At 71.6% G+C, this 17,415-nt stretch carries 12 protein-coding genes; 3 read left to right on the top strand and 9 right to left on the bottom strand.

Annotated features, from left to right (window positions below; genetic code table 11):
- Positions 1-131: 131 nt before the first annotated feature.
- The 5 genes from POL25_RS16895 to dnaX all read right to left on the bottom strand — a co-directional run bounded on the left by POL25_RS16895 (position 132) and on the right by dnaX (position 4,496).
- Positions 132-719: a GTP-binding protein gene (locus tag POL25_RS16895; protein ID WP_272087068.1), complete on the bottom strand. Its 588-nt coding sequence runs from the start codon at positions 717-719 to the stop codon at positions 132-134.
- A gap of 9 nt (positions 720-728) precedes the next feature.
- On the bottom strand, positions 729-1,190 hold the full coding sequence (locus POL25_RS16890) for a roadblock/LC7 domain-containing protein (RefSeq protein ID WP_373372096.1): 462 nt from the start codon (positions 1,188-1,190) through the stop codon (positions 729-731).
- A gap of 282 nt (positions 1,191-1,472) precedes the next feature.
- Complete coding sequence (gene recR / locus POL25_RS16885; protein ID WP_272087066.1) at positions 1,473-2,078, bottom strand: recombination mediator RecR; 606 nt, start codon at positions 2,076-2,078, stop codon at positions 1,473-1,475.
- On the bottom strand, positions 2,075-2,401 hold the full coding sequence (locus tag POL25_RS16880; protein ID WP_272087065.1) for a YbaB/EbfC family nucleoid-associated protein: 327 nt from the start codon (positions 2,399-2,401) through the stop codon (positions 2,075-2,077). Before POL25_RS16880 ends, recR begins: the two co-directional genes overlap by 4 nt.
- 88 nt (positions 2,402-2,489) lie before the next feature.
- Complete coding sequence (dnaX, locus tag POL25_RS16875; protein ID WP_272087064.1) at positions 2,490-4,496, bottom strand: DNA polymerase III subunit gamma/tau; 2,007 nt, start codon at positions 4,494-4,496, stop codon at positions 2,490-2,492.
- 75 nt (positions 4,497-4,571) lie between these two features.
- Between dnaX and POL25_RS16870 the strand changes: the two genes are divergently transcribed.
- Positions 4,572-5,423 (top strand): class I SAM-dependent methyltransferase, encoded by an 852-nt coding sequence (locus tag POL25_RS16870; RefSeq protein ID WP_272087063.1) that lies wholly within the window; start codon positions 4,572-4,574, stop codon positions 5,421-5,423.
- A gap of 94 nt (positions 5,424-5,517) precedes the next feature.
- On the opposite strand, the gene POL25_RS16865 is transcribed toward POL25_RS16870, so the two are convergent.
- The 4 genes from POL25_RS16865 to POL25_RS44375 form a co-directional block, all read right to left on the bottom strand.
- On the bottom strand, positions 5,518-6,678 hold the full coding sequence (locus POL25_RS16865) for a hypothetical protein (RefSeq protein ID WP_272087062.1): 1,161 nt from the start codon (positions 6,676-6,678) through the stop codon (positions 5,518-5,520).
- A 79-nt stretch (positions 6,679-6,757) separates the two neighbouring features.
- Positions 6,758-7,441, bottom strand: coding sequence for a TylF/MycF/NovP-related O-methyltransferase (locus POL25_RS16860; RefSeq protein WP_272087061.1), 684 nt, complete (start codon positions 7,439-7,441; stop codon positions 6,758-6,760).
- Positions 7,441-8,310, bottom strand: a complete 870-nt coding sequence (locus tag POL25_RS16855; protein ID WP_272087060.1) for a glycosyltransferase family 2 protein — start codon at positions 8,308-8,310, stop codon at positions 7,441-7,443. The genes POL25_RS16860 and POL25_RS16855 overlap by 1 nt, the downstream gene beginning before the upstream one ends.
- The gene (locus POL25_RS44375; RefSeq protein WP_272087059.1) at positions 8,307-9,425 is read right to left on the bottom strand and encodes an O-antigen ligase family protein; all 1,119 of its coding nucleotides are present in this window, start codon (positions 9,423-9,425) and stop codon (positions 8,307-8,309) included. The genes POL25_RS16855 and POL25_RS44375 overlap by 4 nt, the downstream gene beginning before the upstream one ends.
- A 287-nt stretch (positions 9,426-9,712) precedes the next feature.
- On the opposite strand from POL25_RS44375, the gene POL25_RS16845 reads away from it, so the two are divergent.
- Positions 9,713-12,664, top strand: a complete 2,952-nt coding sequence (locus POL25_RS16845) for a PD-(D/E)XK nuclease family protein (RefSeq protein WP_272087058.1) — start codon at positions 9,713-9,715, stop codon at positions 12,662-12,664.
- Positions 12,665-13,497: 833 nt separating this feature from the next.
- A complete protein-coding gene (locus POL25_RS16840) occupies positions 13,498-17,391 on the top strand; it encodes a UvrD-helicase domain-containing protein (RefSeq protein WP_272087057.1) in 3,894 nt (1,297 codons plus the stop codon).
- Positions 17,392-17,415: the final 24 nt, after the last annotated feature.

The raw sequence follows: 17,415 nt of genomic DNA, 5'->3' as shown, positions 1-17,415 counted from the left end.
GTGACTTTAATCTCCACGCGGACATGCCACGCGACCGGCGCCGGCGATCACCACAAGCGGCTGTCGCAAGGGACCTGTCCGTTGCAACATGTCCGGAAATACAGCAGAGAGCGAGCTGCGCTCGCGCTGGATCAGGTGCCCTTGCGCAGCTCGGCGAGCACTTGCTTGGCGAGCGCCTTGAGCGTGTCGAACACGCCCTGACCGTTCGGTGCGATGGCCTCGAACTCGGGGACGCGAGTCGGGTTGAGCGTGGAGGACAGCTCCTCGATCGTCATCGCGTTCGGGAGGTCGCGCTTGTTGTACTGCATCACGTACGGCAGCTTATCGAGGTCGTAGCCCTGCTCCTGGAGGTTGATCCGCAGGTTCTCGAGGCTCTCGATGTTGGCGTCGTAGCGGGCGTCTTGCGAGTCGGCGACGAAGCACACGCCGTCGACGCCCTTGAGGATCAGCTTGCGGCTCGCGTCGTAGAACACCTGGCCCGGGACGGTGTACAGGTGGAAGCGCGTCTTGAAGCCGCGGATCTCGCCGAGGCTGAGGGGCAGGAAGTCGAAGAACAAGGTCCGCTCGGTCTCGGTGGCGAGCGAGATCATCTTGCCCTTCGCCTCCGGACGCGTCTTGTTGTAGATGTACTGCAGGTTCGTCGTCTTGCCGCAGAGTCCTGGCCCGTAATAGACGAGCTTGCAGTTGATCTCGCGCGAGCTGTAGTTGATGAACGACATCGGTTCTCGCTAGTCGTTGAACAGGTTGTCGATGTCCTGGTCGGTGATCTCCGTCCCGAACGGGCTGGACGGCTGCGTCGTCGCCAGCTTCGCCAACTCTTCGAAGATCGGGACCAACTCGTCCTGAGCTTTCTTGACGCGGAGGCGCACCAAGCCCTGCGTGGTGTTCTTGTCGAACAGCACGACCAGGATGATCCGCCGACCCACCAGCGACATGTGGATCGACATGCCCTTGCCCTCGTGGAACTGGGCGGTGAACTCGTCCTCGCGCAGCAGTTGGGCGATGCCACCGGTGGCGGCGACGTTGCCGGCGACCAGAGAGCTCAACGAGGTCGTGTCGAGGGCGGCGCTGTCGCCTGCGGCGGCGACGAGCTGTCCGTTCTTGTCGATGAGGAGAATCGTTCTCGCTCGCGAGTCCTGATGCAGACGCTCAGCGACCACCTGGATCTGCTTCTGCTGCACTTCATACATCACGAGCTGGGGATTCAGCGGGTTCAAGGGTGAGACTCCTGATGCTCGACGTGGGGACCCGGACCTATGTCCATGGGCGCCAAAACCGTAACAAAGTCATCCGGGCAAGTCCATCACGGATGGCAGCCTTCGACGACGATGGCGTAAAGCGTCTCCGTGACCATGGCCCGACCTTCAAGGTCACACGAGCGCGCGGCGCTTCGACCGCGTGCCGCGGCCATGGCGCGCGTGGGCATCGAGACCCCCGACTTCGCGACGAGTCGTTCCGCGCGCCCTCGGGCCCTACAGCGCGCGCCGATCCGCGAGCGCCCGATTCAAGGTGTTCATGTCGGCGTACTCGAGCTCTCCACCAACGGCGACCCCGCTGGCGATCCGCGAGACCTGAACCCCCAGCGGGCGCAGCAGCTTCGCCAGATACACCGCGGTGGCGTCACCCTCGACGTTGGGGCTCGTGGCGACGATGACCTCGCGGACACCGTCGCCCTGCAGCCGCCGCAGCAGCTCCTTGACCCGCAGCTCGTCGGGGCCGATGCCGCCGAGCGGGTCGAGTACCCCGTGGAGCACGTGGTAAAGCCCGTGATACGCGCCGGTGCGCTCGATGGCCATCCGGTCCTGCGGCTGCGCCACGACGCAGATGATGCCGGTGTCGCGGCGCCTGTCGCGGCAGCGCTCGCAGATCCCGCCGCTGCACAGGTCGAAGCAGACCTCGCACAGCCCGACCTGACGATGCACGCCCGCGATCGCGTCGGCCAGCGCCGTCACGTAGTCGCCATCGGCCTTGACCAGCGACAGCGCCAGGCGCATCGCGGTCTTTTCGCCGATCCCTGGCAAGCGGGTCAGCAGCGCCGCCAGGCGCTGCAGGGGGTTTTGCGCGTCGTCGCCGGTCACAGGCCGGGGAAGCCGCCGGGGCCCATCATGCCCGGAGGGATCAAGTGGCCGACCCGTTGCTGCTGCAGCGACTTGGCCTTGTCGAGCGCGTTGTTGACCGCGGCGACGATCAGGTCCTGCACCATCTCGCGGTCCTCGGTCATCGCCGCCGGGGCGAGCTCGATGCTGATGAGCCGCTGCGTCCCCGAGGCCTTGGCCTTGACCAGGCCGCTGCCCGCGCTGCCCTCGACCACCTCGTGGTCGAGGTTCTGCTGCATGCTCTCGAGCTGCTGGCGCAAAACCTGCGCCTGCCGCATCATTGCTCCGAGGTCAAACTCGCTCATGAGCCTCATCCTACTCCGGAAAGCGCCGGGGCACAGGTCCAAAAGGCTCGGTGGCCCCGCCTGAGCGCCCTTGCCTGGCTCCGGTCGCTCACTTGGCCTGCGGCGCTCCCAGCGGCCGGACCTGCTTGAGCTGCCCCTCGAATTGGGCCAGGAGCGCCTGGATCTGCGGGTGCGTGCGCGCCTCCTGCAGCACCTCGGCCTGTAGCGCCTCCTGCCGCTGGCGCTCGATCTGGCGCAGGCTCGGCGTCTCCGGCAGCACTGGCTCGCCCTCGACCAGCTCGAGGCGGAACGGCATCCCCATGTGCAGATGCAGCGCCTCGTCGATCTGCCCCCGGTGTTGCTGGAGCATGTCGCGATAATAGGTACTGCCGATCAGCCGGACGACCCCCTCGCCGAGGCCCAGGAGCCCGAACTCGGCCAGCAGGGCGAAGATCGCCATCTCTTCGCGGCGCACCCGGTTCAGGAACTCCTCCCACGCCACGAACGGCGGCAGGCTGGCCCAGGCGATCGCCATGCCGGTGGCCTCGCGCGGGCTGCCTGGGCACACGGCGCACGCCTCGGCCGCCGCGGCTGCGACGGCTGCCGCTTGCGGCGGAGGCGGTGCCGGAGGTGGCGGCGAGGGCTCCGGGCGGCGTACGGGCGTCGGAGCGGGGGGCGCAGCGGCTCGCGGGACCGACTCCCGCGGTGGGTCTGGCGGCCGCTGCGGCGGAGGGCTTGCCGGTTGCGGCGGAGGACTCACCGATTGCGGCGGCGCGCTCGCAGCCGCGCTCATGGGCGGCTTCAGGTTGGCGAGGAAGCTGTCGATCGAGTCCCCGCCGCTCGCGCGCTGCGGGGGCCGCGGCGGAAAATCTGGGGCCTGTCGCTGAGGTCTGGGTGCCTCACCCGAACCGCGAGACGGCGGCCCTCCGGGCGCGAACCCGCCGCCGCCGCCGCCGCCCGGACCCGGACCCGGGGCCGAGATCTGCTCCAGGCGATCGAGGAGATCGCCGAGCGGCATGAGCGGTTCGGTGTGGACCAGGTCGAGCAGACCCATCTCGAGCACGAGCCGCGGTACGCGCGTGCGCTGCAGGGCGTCGACGACCCGGGTGAAGCGGTCGAACAGCTGCGACAGCGCGGTGGCCTCGACGTCGGCGGCCTGGCGGCCGAGGTGCTCGAACTCCTGGTCGGAGGCGTCGAGCAGGACGTCGCGGCTGCCGGTCAGCTTGACGACGGTGAGGTCGCGGAGGTGCTTGAGGAGCTCGAGGGCGAGGGCCAGGAGATCTTGCCCGGAGGTGAAGATCTCGTCGAAGCGCCGCAAGGTGAGGGTGGCGTCGCGGGCCAGCACCGCCTCGACGAGGCCGGCGACCGCGAGCGTGCTCGGGACCCCGAGCACGACCCGGACCTCCTCGGCGCTGACCTTCCCGGTGTCGCTGGCGAAGGCGATGACCTTGTCGAGCAGCGTCAGCGAGTCGCGCACCGAGCCGTCACCGGCGCGGGCGACCGTGTAGAGCCCGGCCTCCTCGACGCTGACGCCCTCGCGGGCGAGGATCGACTTGAGGTGACCGACGAGCTGCGCGCTCGACAGCCGGCGGAAATCGAAGCGCGACACTCGCGAGAGGATCGTCGCCGGCAGCTCGTGGACCTCGGTGGTGGCGAAGATGAAGGTGACGTGCGGCGGCGGCTCCTCGAGCGTCTTCAACAGCGCGTTGAAGGCCGAGCCGGTCAGCATGTGCACCTCGTCGATGATGTAGATCTTGCGGCGGGCGGTCTGCGGCAGGTAGCGGACCTGCTCGCGGATGTTGCGAACGTCCTCGACGCGGTTGTTGCTGGCGCCGTCGATCTCGATGACGTCGACCGAGCGGCCCTCGGTGACCGCGACGCACTCGCTGCAGACGTTGCACGGGTCGATCGTCGGGCCCTCGACGCACACCAGGCACTTGGCGAGCAGCCGCGCGGCCGTGGTCTTGCCGAGGCCGCGCGCGCCGCAGAAGAGGTAAGCGTGGTGGACCCGGTCGTGGGCGATCGCGTTCGCCAGCGTGCGCGTCACGTGCTCCTGGCCGACGAGGTCGGCGAAGCGCTGCGGGCGGTACTTGCGGGCGAGGACGACGTAGGCCACGGGGGCTCGAACCCTAGCACGGCGGGGTCGCCGGCGGGCTGGCGAGCCTCCGCCGCCCGTGTTAATCAGGTGGGCGTGAACTCGGCGGTCCGCCCGTGCCCGGCCTGCGACGGCCCTCACGCCGACTTCGCGTTCCGCGTCCGCGACTTCGACCACGCCCGCTGCCGCCGCTGCGGCACCGTGTTCGTCACGCCGCTGCCCGACCCGCAGGCGCTCGAGACCCTCTACCTCGCGCCCGACTACCACGACAGCGCGGAGGGTCAGGAGTCACGCATGCGAGCCGAGGGCGACGCGCGCGCCGCCATCCTCCGCCGCTTCGGCGTGCGCTCGGTGCTCGAGGTCGGCTGCGGCCCGGGTCATTTCCTCGACGCCTGCCGCGACCTCGGCATGCAGGTCGAGGGCGTCGACCGCGCTCGCACGGCCGAGGGCCCGCGCCGCCGCGGTCACGTCGTGCACGAGCTGTGGTTCTCCGACTTCGGCCCGCCGGCGCCGCGCTTCGACGCGGTGGCGCTGTGGGAGGTCGTCGAGCACGTGGCTGTCCCCAAGGACATCTTGCTGCAGGCCCGCAAGTGGCTGCGTCCTGGCGGCTTTTTGGCGCTCTCGACCCCGTCGAGCTCGGGCCTGCCGGCGCGCGCGCTCGGGCCCCGCTTCCCGATGGTGATCCCGCCCGACCACCTGTCGCTGTTCAGCCGCCGCGGCCTGCAGACCCTGCTCGGCGCCGCCGATTTCGACCCGGTCCGCTGGACCAGCTTCTCCGGCCTCGACCGCGCGGCCCTCAGCCGCGGCTTCCAGCGCTTCGCCCTCGGCAGCTCGCTGCCCGCCCGCGCGGTGTCGGCGGGCCTCGCTCTCGCCGCCGAACCGGTCGCCCGCCTGGTCGACCGCGCCGGCCTCGGCACCGGCTTCGAGGTCTACGCGGTGGCCCGCTAGAAACCTCGGCGCTTCGTGGTGGGCCCGGGCGTCGCGCTGGCAGACGCTGCGGCGCCACGCACCGTCAGCCGCGCGACGTACGTCGCCGTGAGAGTCACTCGCCCTTGCGTCGCGGCCCGTGCCACCACGCGCCGAGCTGCACCGCTTCGGCGAAGGCCAGCCCGATCGGCGACGCGACCAGCCCCACGAGGCTCGCGCCGAACCCGAGGATGAGCGCGCGACCGGCGATCCCGCCGAGGTCCCACGCCAGCAGCCCGCGCGGGTCGGCGGCGACCTGTGACTGCCTGCCGATCGTGTTGGCGAGGCGCAGCCCGGCGAACGGCGCGCTCCACAGGATCAGCAAGCCCGTCTGTGCCGCCACGTCCCAGCCGATCGCCCGATCGACCACCGTCGCCGCCGGCTGCCACGTGAACAGCAGCCCCACCGCCGCGACCGCCCCTGCGCCGGTGAACCCGCCGAGCACCGCCCAGCGCCGCAGCGCCGCGTGGGCGCGTGCCGGGTCGCCGGCCGAGGCCCGCAACGCCACCACCGTCGCCGCGGCCGACGGCACCATGATCGCGGCGTTGACGAACAGGTAGGCGTAGTTCAGCCGCGCGAACCCGCCGACCACGAACAGGTGCGACAGCGCCGCGTCGAGCAGCCCGAGGTTGGCGTACACCAGGGCGTCGATCAGCAGCGCCCGCGTCCGCCCGGGTGTCTCATGGGGCATGTCCTTTGTGTCATGTCCTCCGGGACAGCGCGCAGCAGGCCACACCCCCGCGACGCCGACCGCCAGCCCCGCGACCAGCCCGAGCGAAGGTCCCAGCGCCCCGCCCGGCAGCAGCGTCGCCCCGGCGATGGTCCCGAGCGGGATGCCCCACTCGAGCGCGAACCCGCGGCGCTCCCGTCCGGCCCGCTCGGCCAGGGCGCGCAGCGCCGAGCCGTGGACCGCGAGGCCCACGCCGACCGCGAACACCCACACGGTGGGGTCGGCCCACGCGTGCGGCCCGACGATCGCCAGCAGCGCGGCCACGCCGGCCGCGGCCATCGCCAGGCTGACCCATCGCTCCTGTCGCAGGAGCGCGGTCCCGAGCAGCTCGCGCGGCGCGGGGAACCACCGCGACCGATACAGCGACAGGCCGACCATGCGGGCCGCCGAGATCGCGACCAGGCCGCGGAAGAACAGGTCGGCCGCGCCGCTGGCCCGCAGCTCGCGGGCGATCAGGAACTCGCGCGTGGCCCCGAGCAGCAGCGTCACGACCGACAGCCCGGCCATCCACGCGAACGCCGACCTGTGCCCGCGCGGAGCCGGCTGTCGCCGCTCGCTCACCGCGCGCCGCTCGCTCGCTCGCCCACTACCGCACCCTCTCGAAGGCCACGCGCGCGAGGATCGAGTCGCAGCCGACCAGGCGGAAGCCCCACTCCGGGTGCGTCGCCCAGAACTCCTCGAACGCGCGCAGCTCGTGGTTGCGGTCGGCGAACTCGTCGAAGATCAAATATGTCCCGACGGACATGTGCGGCTCGAACGCCTGCAGGGCCGTGCGCGTCGAGCTGTAGAGGTCGGCGTCGAAGTGCAGCACCAGCCGCTCGTGCGGCGGCACTTCGAAGGCCGGCAGCGTCGCGTCGAACCAGCCCTTGACGAACGACACCCGCGGGTCGCTCAACGCCGGCGCCGCGCCCCCGGTCGAGAACGTGCCCTTGCGGTCGATCGCGGTCCAGTCCTCGGGCAGGCCCTCGAAGCTGTCGAAGCCGACCAGCCGGCAACCTGGACCCTGGAGCAGCTCGGACCAGCGCGCGATCGACTCGCCGCGGTGCACGCCGAACTCGAGGTAGAGCACCCGCGCCTCGCCGAGCTCGCGCGCGATCTGCTCGTAGATCTCGAAGCGGTGGGCCGCGCGGCGCGACGTGTCGAACCCGCGGGCCGCCATCCACCGCCCGACCTCGACGTAGTTGAGCGCCGCGTTGAATTTGTGAACTGTCCGCGAGGACAGGCGCGCGCCGATCCGCGTCAGCAGCCCCTTGAAGAAGCGCGCCGCCACTACGCGTCCTCCCCGCCCCAGCGAGGCGCGAACTCCTCGTCGAGCTTGCCGGCCCGGCGCAGCAGCTCCTCGTGGATCAGCAGGTCGATCAGCATCGGGTACCACAGCGCGTGCATGCCGGCGTGCAGGACCCCGGGGATCCCGTCGCGCCAGGCGCCGAGGCCCATGGCCCGGCTGAAGTTGATGAACGGCCGCACGAACAGCGGCAGCTTGTTGTAGACCCGCCGCAGCACCGCCACCCGCCCGGCCTTGGTGCGCAGGTGCAGCTCGGCGAGCCGCTGCTGCTGGCTCAGGCCGTCGACGTAGACCCTGGCCTCGCGCGCGGCGTAGCCGACGTGCTTGCGGAACAGCTCGGACATCGGCTTGGCGTCGCGGTGGATCATGCGCGCCTTGAGCACGGTGATCCGCAGGTCCTTGTCGTCGACGCGCTCGTTGATCCCGCGGCTGAAGCGGGCCACCTTGGGCCGCATCAGCCGCAGCATCATCGCGTGGGTGAACTCGCCGTGCTTGAGCTTGCGGCCGAGGATGCGCACGTCCCAGCGGACATAGGCGCCGTCGAGGTCGTCGCGCCGGATCGTCGCCTGGACCTCGTCCCACAGCGCCGGCGTGAACTCCTCGTCGGCGTCGAGGAAGTAGATCCACTCGAACCGGTCCTCGACCTGCTCCAGCGCCCAGTTGCGCTGCTTCGAGTAGTCCTCGAACTTGTGGACCACGAACTCGGCCTTGTACTCGCCCGCGACCGCCTCGGTGCGGTCGACCGAGTTCGAGTCGACGATCAGCACCGGGCAGCGGCCCGCGATCGACGCCAGCGCCTTCGGCAGGTTGAGCTCCTCGTCACGCGTGAGGATGACGACGGCGAACGGTGTCATGAGCTGGCCTTCGAGACATGTTGTTGCCGCGCCGGCAGCGAGACCTGCAGCGCCGCGCCGACCACGATGCCGACCATCGGCACGAGGATGTAGCTCTTGTACGACGCGGCCGTGACCACGTACAGCATCACGGCCGCCGCCCCGGCGAAGATCGTCGCGCGCAGGTGCTGCGGCGCCCGCATCGCCTGGCGCGCCAGCGAGAACACCGGCAGGGCGAACAGCGCCGAGCCGACCAGCCCGAACTTCCACAGGTGGTACGCGACCATGTTGTGCACGTAACTGGCATGATGGCCGTCGACCTCGAGTTCCGCCCCGAGGCCGGCGCCGAAGATCGGGTTCTCGGCGAAGATGTGCAGGCACTCCTCGATCTCTCGCACCCGCGCGTCGACCGTGCCCTGCTGCCCCAGGCGCAGGTACGTCACCGCGAAGTCCGACAGCACCGTGGCGAACACCACCGCCCCGATCACCCCGAGCCCGACCACCAGCGCGCCCTTTCGCGGCGAGCGGACCGTCAGGCTCGTCAACCAACCGAGCGTCATGCCGAGCACCATGCCGCGGCTCACCGTGGCGACGACGACGACGATCAGCACCGCGTGCGAAAGCGAACAGACCCGCCGCAGGGTCCGGTTGCGCACGAAATGCAGCAGGAACGCGGCGCAGAACAGCCCGACCAGCGGGTGCCCGATCGCCATCTTAAAGTAGTTGTAGACCGAGCGGTAACGGCTGAGGTCCCACGTCGGCATCAAGTACAGCGAGGCCACGCCGTCGACCACCGCGACCAGCAGCACCGCCGCGAACAGCCACAGCGGCCGGTACGCGGCTCGCCCGGCGCACAGCCCGAGCGCGAACAGCACGTACGAGAGGGCGTCCTCCAGCGACTGCCCGAGCGAGTTGCCGCCGATCGTGCCGACGGCGAGGCCGACGATCAGCGCCAGCACCCACGGCAGCAGCAGGGTGACCTGCGCCCGGGCCGCGGACGAGCGCAGGAACCCGCCGAAGCCCGCCAGCACCACCAGCAGCAGGTACATCGTGATCGGGATCGTCAGGCCCTGCGGGAAGGGCGGCAGGGCCAGGGTCAGGACCATGGCGGCCGCGGCGAAGACCGTCGTGAACACCCGGTCCTCACGCTACCACGCCGACCCCGCCGGACACCGACCCCGACAGGCGTGAGGGGCCGTCACGAGGCCGCGGACGGGCCTGTCAAATTTTCGGCGATTTTCGCCGGGGCCACGCAGCGCCGCGAATTTCCGGCGATCGGCCGCAGTACCCGCCCGCTCTGCCCCTCCCGGGGCACGTGGTGGATCTAGCAATCCCCACGGCCCGCTCGAGCGATCTCCGGCGCGCCGCGGGCCTTGCATGGCCCCTTTTCGTTTCGTAGGTTGCCTGTCTCCGCGAGCGGCCCATGCAGCGTCAATGGTTGGACTGGCAAGGGCCGCTGCTCCCCGCGGCCGCCGCCTGGCTCATCGAGCGCCACGCCGAAGGTCGTCGCTGCGACCTGCGGGCGGTCCGCTGCGTGCTGCCTGGCGCCCGCGCCGGCCGGGTCCTGCTGCACCTGCTGCTCCGCCAGTGCGCCGAGCGCGGCCTCCGCCTGGTCCCGCCGCAGGTCCTGACCCCTGGGGCCCTCGCCGAGCTGCTGGTCCCCGGCGACGCCCGCACCGCTTCGCCCCTGGAGTGCACCCTCGCGTGGATGCACGTGCTGCGGGAGGCCCGCCCCGAGCACATCTCGCCGCTGCTGCCGACCCGCCCCGACTTCTACGACTGGCCGGCCTGGCACGAGCTCGCGGGCACCGTCGCCGGCGTCGTCGACGAGCTGTCGGCCGAGCTGCTGGCGCTCCGCGACGTCGCCCGCGTCGCCGCCCGCATGAGCATGGACCGCGAGGCCGAGCGCTGGGCCGTGCTCGAGCGCCTCGAGGGCCGCTACCGCGAGCGCCTCGGCCGCGAGGACCGCGTCTGCCCGCACGAGCGCCGGCGCGAGGTCATCGCCGCCCTCGTCGACGGCGCCACCCCGGTCGACCCGGACCACCAGCTCGTGCTCGTCGGCGTCGTCGACCTCGCCCGGGTCCACCGCGCCATCGTCCGCGCCTACGGCGACCGCGCCACCGCCCTGATCCACGCCCCCGAGCAGCTCTATTCCGGCTTCGACGCCGACGGCTGCGTCGAGCGCAACTTCTGGTCCGGTCGCCCGATCGAGATCCCCGACGACCAGCTCATCATCGCCGACCGCCCCGCCGACCAGGCCCAGGCCGTCATCCGCTGCCTCGCCGACCTCGGCGGCGCCTACCGCCCCGAAGAGGTCACGATCGGCCTCGGCGACGAGAAGCTCGCGCCGACCATGACCCAGGCCGGGCAGTGGGCCGACATCGGCGTGCACGACCCGCGCGGCCTCCTGGCCCTCCACGGCCGCCCGTTCCGCCTGCTGCAGGCCGGGCTCGAGTGGGTCCGCGACTCGCGGTTCTTCCCGTTCGCCGCGCTGATCCGCCACCCCGACGTCGAGGGCTTCGTCCGCCGCCTGCTCGGCAAGGCCAAGCCGCCGGCCGGCCCCGCGCCCGAGTGGGCCGAGGCCAAGCCCGCCGAACAGGTCCCCGAGGACGTGCCCTTCAGCGCAGGTCTCGAAGGACAGGTCCCAAAGGACAGCAAGGACGACGTCGCCGCCGACGACCACACGATCGTCGAGTGGTTGACGGTGCTCGACCGCTATCACACCGAGCACCTGCAGGACAACCTCGGTAGCGCGTGGCTCGGCGACGAGAAGGTCGCGCGGCGGATGCAGATCCTCCACGACATCGTCGCCAAGCTGTACTCGCCGCTGGTGGGCGACCGCCGGCCGCTGACGCAGTGGTTCGAGCCGATCCTCGAGGTCCTGCGCAACGCCTACGGCCACCTCGACGTCCACGCGCGGGCGATCAGCGACCAGCGGGTCGCCAACACCTGCATCGAGATCGCCAAGAACCTCGGCAACCTGACCGGCGCCGCGCCCGGGCTCCAGCCCGACGTCGACGGCCCGACCGCGCTGCGCCTCGTGCTCGCGCAGCTTGCCGGCCTGCGCGTGCCCGAGGACCCGCGCTCGGGCCAGATCGAGATGCTCGGCTGGCTCGAGCTGCACCACGATCCGGCGCCGGTGCTGGTGCTCGCCGGTTGCAACGACGGCGCCGTGCCGCAGGCCGTCACCGCCGACGCGTTCCTGCCCGACGGCCTGCGTGAGCACCTCGGCGTGCTCAGCAACGGCCGCCGCTACGCCCGCGACGCCTACCTCATCGAGGCGATCCGCCGCAGCCGCGTCAAGTGCACCTTCATCGCCGGGCGCCAGGCCGCCGACGGCGAGCCGCTCACGCCTTCGCGCTTGCTGCTCGCCGGCGACCTCGAGCTGCTGCCGGCGCGGATCCTCCGGCTCTGCGATCCGAACCATGCCCGCCGCTGGGCCCTGCCGTACGGCGCCCCGCCCTCTAGCGCGACCTCCGGCTTCCGGATCCCCGAACCCGGCCCGCCGATCGAGCCGCCGGCCATGACGGTCACCGAGTTCGGCCTCTACCTGCGCTGCCCGTTCCGCTACTACCTCAAGTACGTCCGCCGCCTGCGCCTGATCGACGACAGCGCCGTCGAGCTCGACGCGCTGCAGTTCGGCAACCTGACCCACGACGTCCTGCAGCGCTTCGGCGAGGACCCGGCGATCGCCGACAGCGTCGACCCCGAGGCGATCGCCAAGTACCTCGACGGCGTGCTCGACGACCGCGCGCGCGAGACCTTCGGCGCCCGCCCGCTGCCGGCGATCCGGATCCAGATCTCGCGCCTCCGCCAGCGCCTCGCCTCGTTCGCGCCGCACCAGGCCCGCCGCCGCGCCGACGGCTGGAAGATCCGCCGCTGCGAGTTCGAGCTGCCCGAGGAGACCTACCTGCAAATTCCCGATCAGCCGAAGATGCGGATCAAGGGGAAGATCGATCGCATCGATCAAAACGTCCGCGACGGCTCGTGGATGATCATCGACTACAAGACCAGCGAGTCGGGCCACAGCCCCGACAAGACGCACCGGGCGGCCCGGGGTTCGGCGAGCCAGTGGAGCGACCTGCAGCTGCCGCTCTACCACCACCTCGCGGCCCAGCACGGCTACTCCGGGCCGGTCCAGCTGGCTTACATGAACTTGCCGAAGAAGCCGGAGCAGGAGGCGCTGCACATCGCCCGCTGGACCCCGGCCGACCTCGATGACGCCGTCGGCACCGCGCGGGACATCGTCCGCAGCATCCGCGCCGGCCGCTTCGACATCATGGGCGACTTCGCCGCCCGCTACCAGGACGACTTCGCCAACATCTGCCAGACCCGCGTGTTCGGCGGCGCCGACGACCTGGAGGCCGAGGCGTGAGCGACCCCGAGAAGCCGCCGCGCCCGGAGTCGCTGTGGCTGTTCGGCGAGCCCGATGCCGCGGCGGCGCCACCACCTGTCCGCAAGGCCAGGCGCAACCGCACCGCCCCGCGTCAGGTCGCCCGCCCCGCGCGCGACCTTTTCAACGCGGTCGCCGGCGCCTTCGCCCGCAGCGCCGAAGCAGCCGCGCGCCCGGCCCCGCAACCGGAGCCCGCCGCCGAGCCGCGCCGGCGCGGCCGCAAGGGCGACCGCGGCGAGCCGCCGACGATCTCGAAAGCCGGCGGTGCGAGCGAGACCGAAGCGGGCGGACCTGTCCCGACGGACAGGAGAGCCCGCGACACCGGCGACCGGATGGGCGAGGCGTCCTCTACTCCTTCGAACAGGAGGCCCGGCGGCGCGAGCGAGACGCAGGCGGGCGGACCTGTCCCCACGGACAGGAAGCCTCGCAGCGCGAGCGAGCCGCCGACGAGAGAACCTGGCCCTGCGGACAGGAAGCCTCGCGGCGCGAGTGAGGCGCAGGCGAGCGGACCTGTCCCGACGGACAGGAGGTCCCGTGGTGTGAGCGAGCCGCCGACGAGAGAACCTGGCCTCGCGGACAGGAAGCCTCGCAGCGCGAGTGAGCCGCCGACGAGCGGTGAGGCGCGCGGTGAGGCGCGCGGTGCGAGTGAGCCACAGGCGGGAAGACCTGTCCCGAAGGACATGGCGCGCGGCGCGAGTGAGCCGCGGGCAGGCGCGCCTGTCCCGTCGGTCAGGACATCTCGCCACGCGAACGATGCCCTGTCCGATGAGCCTGTCCTCGAGAGCGACGCCGCCGCCGAGGAGCAGAGACAGAGCGTGAGCTCGGTACATGTCTCTTCGGACAGGACGTTCCATGTCCTGGACGGGGAAGCGCCAGCGCGCGTCGCCGAAGTCGAGGCCTCCGTCGCTTCGAGCAGGCGCGCGCGCGCCGTCAGCGACCGTGCGCGCGACGAATCGCCTGTCCTTTCGGACGGTGGCCCGGACGACCGCGAAGGAGCCGACCGCGCGGGCGCGACGGGCCGCAACGCCCCCGGCGAGCCCTCGCGTCGCGCAGAGACCCTCGTCGAGCGACCTGTCCGCGAGGACAGCCGCGACCAAGTCCCGTCCGAGCCTGTTCAAGAGGACATCTCGCCCGCCGACGCCGAGTGGCTCGAGCCCGGGGACGGCGAGCTGCACGCGAGCCAGGTCGCCGTCGAGCCGCCACGGACCCGGCGCTTCGTCCCGGACGAGATCGACGCCCTCGCGCACGCCACCGATCTCCCGGGCCCGGCCGACAACCTCGCCGACGCGATCGCCCTCGCCGAGGCCGTCGTGCTCGACCCGCCGCACGCGCGCAAGCGACCTGGTGCCAAGGTCAGGTCGTATGTCCCCGAGGACATGCCGCCCGCCCCGCGGCAGGACGTCCTCGCCGTGATCGCCGAGGCCGAGCGGGTCGCCGAGGCCGCGTTCGACCTCCCGCCCGACCCGCGGCTCACCGGCGGGCACCGGCTCGAGCACATGCGGATCCTGGCCTCGGCCGGCTCGGGCAAGACCTACCAGCTCACCAACCGCTACTTGCAGATCTTGAGTCGGGGCGCCTTCCCCTACTCGATCCTCGCCAGCACCTTCACCCGCGCCGCTGCCGGCGAGATCCGCGACCGAATCTTGCGCACCCTCGCCGAGGCCGCCGACGACGGCGCCAAGCGCGAGGAGCTCGGCCACCGGCTCCACCGCGACCTCGCGCGCACCCGCGTGCTCGACCTCCTGGCCAGCCTGGCCAACAACCTCCACCGCCTGCAGATCCGCACGCTCGACAGCTTCTTCGGCACGATCGTGCGCTGCTTCTCGCTCGAGCTCGGGCTGCCGACCGACGCCCGGATCGTCGACGAGGACGAGGCCTTCCGCCTGCGCCGCGAGGCGATCGGGCTCATGCTCGAGGAGGGCGACACCGAGGCGATCATCGAGCTGCTGGCGTCGCTGACCGAGGGCAGCTCCGAGCGGGCCGTCACCGACACCATCGACAACACCGTCAGCTCGCTCTACGACCTCTACCGCGAGGCCCACGACACCTCCGCGTGGGAGGCGATCGCGCCCGAGCCGACGCTCGGCGAGCAGGAGCTCGACGACGCGATCGCGACCCTGCGCTTCGCCGTGCCGACCGACCTCGGCAAGCGCGGCATCGAGGCCCACCAGAAGGACTGTCAGCGCGCCGAGCAGTGCCGCGGCGGCAGCTCCGACGACTGGATGGAGTTCTTCACCACCGGTCTGGCCAAGAAGGTCGCCGAGAACGAGCTCGTCTACTACAACAAGCCGATCGCGCCGGGCACCGTGTTCGCCTACCGGCGCCTGCTCGGCCACGCGCGCGGGGTGTTCCGCCGCCGCGTCATCGAGCAGACCCGGGCCACCTGCACCCTGCTGCAGCTGTTCGACAGCTGTTATCGCCGGGTCAAGCGCGAGCACAAGGTCATCACCTTCGCCGACCTCACCGTCGCGCTGGCGCAGGCCGACCTCTCCGGCCACCTCGACGAGATCTGCTTCCGCATCGACGCCCGCCTGCGCCACGTCCTGCTCGACGAGATGCAGGACACCAGCATCCAGCAGTGGAACGCCCTGCGGCCGATCGTCGACGAGACCGTGTCGTACTCGACCGACGAGCGCAGCTTCTTCTGCGTCGGCGACGTCAAGCAGTCGATCTACGGCTGGCGCAACGCCTGCCCCGAGATCCTCTCGCGTCTCGACGACCTGCTCCATCGGCCAGGTGGTCAGGTGCTGCACAAGGAGACCCTCGCCACCAGCTACCGCTCGTCGCCGGCGGTGATCGAGGTCGTCAACAAGATCTTCACCAACCTCAAGGACAACCCGACGCTGCTGCGCTACCCGTACGCCGCGCGCCGCTGGGACTCCGAGTTCGAGCAGCACACCACCACCCGCAAGCTGCCCGGCTACGTGCAGGTGCGCGCGGTCGGCCGCTGCGAGGACCAGGGCAAGCGGCAGCAGCTGCGCCTGCAGGAGGCCGCGGCGCTGGTCGCCGAGCTGTACCACCGCCACCCCGGCAAGACGATCGGCGTGCTGCTGCGGACCAACGGCGCCGTCGGCCGCGTCCTCTACGAGCTCGGCCCGACCCGCCTCAAGATCCCCGCGACCGGCCGCGGCGGCGGCCCGCTCACCGACGCCCCCGCGGTCAACGCGATCCTCGACCTGCTGCGCCTCGCCGACCACCCCGATCACTCGATCGCCGGCTTCAACGTGTTCGCCAGTCCTTTGGGACAGGTGGTCGGCTTCGACAAGGACGACCGCAACCTGCAGCGCCGCGTCGCCGCGCGGGTGCGGCGGCAGATCGCCAGCGACGGCCTGGCGCCGACCCTGCAGCAGTGGGTGCGGGCGATCGCCGGCCAGGTCGACGAGCGGCAGTACCGGCGCTGCATGCAGCTCATCCAGCTGGCGCAGGTGTGGGACGAGCGGCGGACCCTCCGCTGCGACCAGTTCGTCGCCATGGTCGAGACGCGGCCCGTCGCCGACCCGGCCGCCTCCGCGGTCCAGGTGATGACGGTCCACCAGTCGAAGGGCCTCGAGTTCGACATCGTCATCCTGCCCGAGCTCGAGACCGAGCTGGCCTCGACGCGCACGCTCAAGGTCGTCTACGAGCGCGACGGCGACGCCGGCCCGGTGATCCGGATCGCCCGCCATGTCTCGAAGGACATGTGGCAGCAGTTCGACGACCTGCGCCCGATCTTCGAGCAGCACATCGACCGGCTGGCGCACGAGAGCCTGTGCCTCCTCTACGTCGCCGTCACGCGCGCGCGCGAGGGCCTGTTCATCCTCGTCGACCCGCCGAGCGAGGGCAGCCGCGGCGCGCCGGCCAAGGCCGCGGCGCTGGTGATCCACGCGCTGCACGAGGGCCCGGTCGAGCCCGACAGCGTGCTGTTCGAGCACGGCGACCGCAGCTGGCTGGCGCCGCACGCCTACGTCGAGCCCGGCCCCGTCGACCCCTCGGCGCCGCACCTCGAGTCGGCGCCGGCGGGAGCGGGTGAGCGGCCGGCGGCGGTGCCGGTGAGCGAGCCGACGAGCCTCAGCTTCTTGCCCTCGCAGGGCCCGCTGGTGCGCGCCGCCGTGCTCGCGCAGGACCCGGGCCGCACCGTCGCCGACCACATGCACCTGGCGGACACGCCGCTGTCGCACTGGGGCGCGGCGATGCGGGCCCTGTTCGCCGAGATCGCCTGGTTCGAGGAGTTCAACCCGAGCACCCCGAGCCTCGAGGCGATCGTGCGGGCCGCCGCGCCGAGCCGCGACGAGACGTGGGTGCGGGCGCGGGTGCAGGAGTTCTTGCGCGTGCTCGAGGGCCCCAACCTGCGCGCCGCGCTGAGTCGCGGCGCGCGCGACCCGTCCGCGACGCGGGTCGAGCGGCAGGTCCCGTTCGCCCGCCTCGACGGCAGCGGCGCCCTCCAGACCGGCGAGATCGCCCGGCTCGTGCTCGACCTCGACCCCAACCTCGAGCTCGGCCTCGACGAGGTCGATGCGACAGGTCTCGAGGGCCATGTGCAAAAGGCCGTCGTCTACGGCCTCTGCCTCGACAACATCGAGAAGCAGTCCGAGGCCGAGGAGCGGGCCCGCCTCTACCGCGACGCGGTGACCGCCTGGCGCGCGGCCGCGGCCGAGCAGGCCGGCCTCGAGCGCAAGCAGGTCGAGGCGGTGCTGCTGTTCCCCGCGGCCGACGTCGTGCTGGCGGTGTGACGCGCTCGCGCGGCGGATGCGGGG

It is taken from the genome of Nannocystis bainbridge, assembly GCF_028368995.1.
Taxonomy (GTDB): Bacteria; Myxococcota_A; Polyangia; order Nannocystales; family Nannocystaceae; genus Nannocystis; species Nannocystis bainbridge.
Note: the sequence above shows the minus strand (reverse complement) of the source record. Positions and strands in the feature narration are given on the sequence as shown.

Coding starts and splice junctions, on each gene's coding strand:
- POL25_RS16895 (WP_272087068.1), bottom strand. CDS start 719: ATGTCGTTCATCAACTACAGCTCGCGCGAGATCAACTGCAAGCTCGTC.
- POL25_RS16890 (WP_373372096.1), bottom strand. CDS start 1,190: ATGTATGAAGTGCAGCAGAAGCAGATCCAGGTGGTCGCTGAGCGTCTG.
- POL25_RS16880 (WP_272087065.1), bottom strand. CDS start 2,401: ATGAGCGAGTTTGACCTCGGAGCAATGATGCGGCAGGCGCAGGTTTTG.
- POL25_RS16865 (WP_272087062.1), bottom strand. CDS start 6,678: ATGGCCGGGCTGTCGGTCGTGACGCTGCTGCTCGGGGCCACGCGCGAG.
- POL25_RS16855 (WP_272087060.1), bottom strand. CDS start 8,310: ATGACACCGTTCGCCGTCGTCATCCTCACGCGTGACGAGGAGCTCAAC.
- POL25_RS16845 (WP_272087058.1), top strand. CDS start 9,713: ATGCAGCGTCAATGGTTGGACTGGCAAGGGCCGCTGCTCCCCGCGGCC.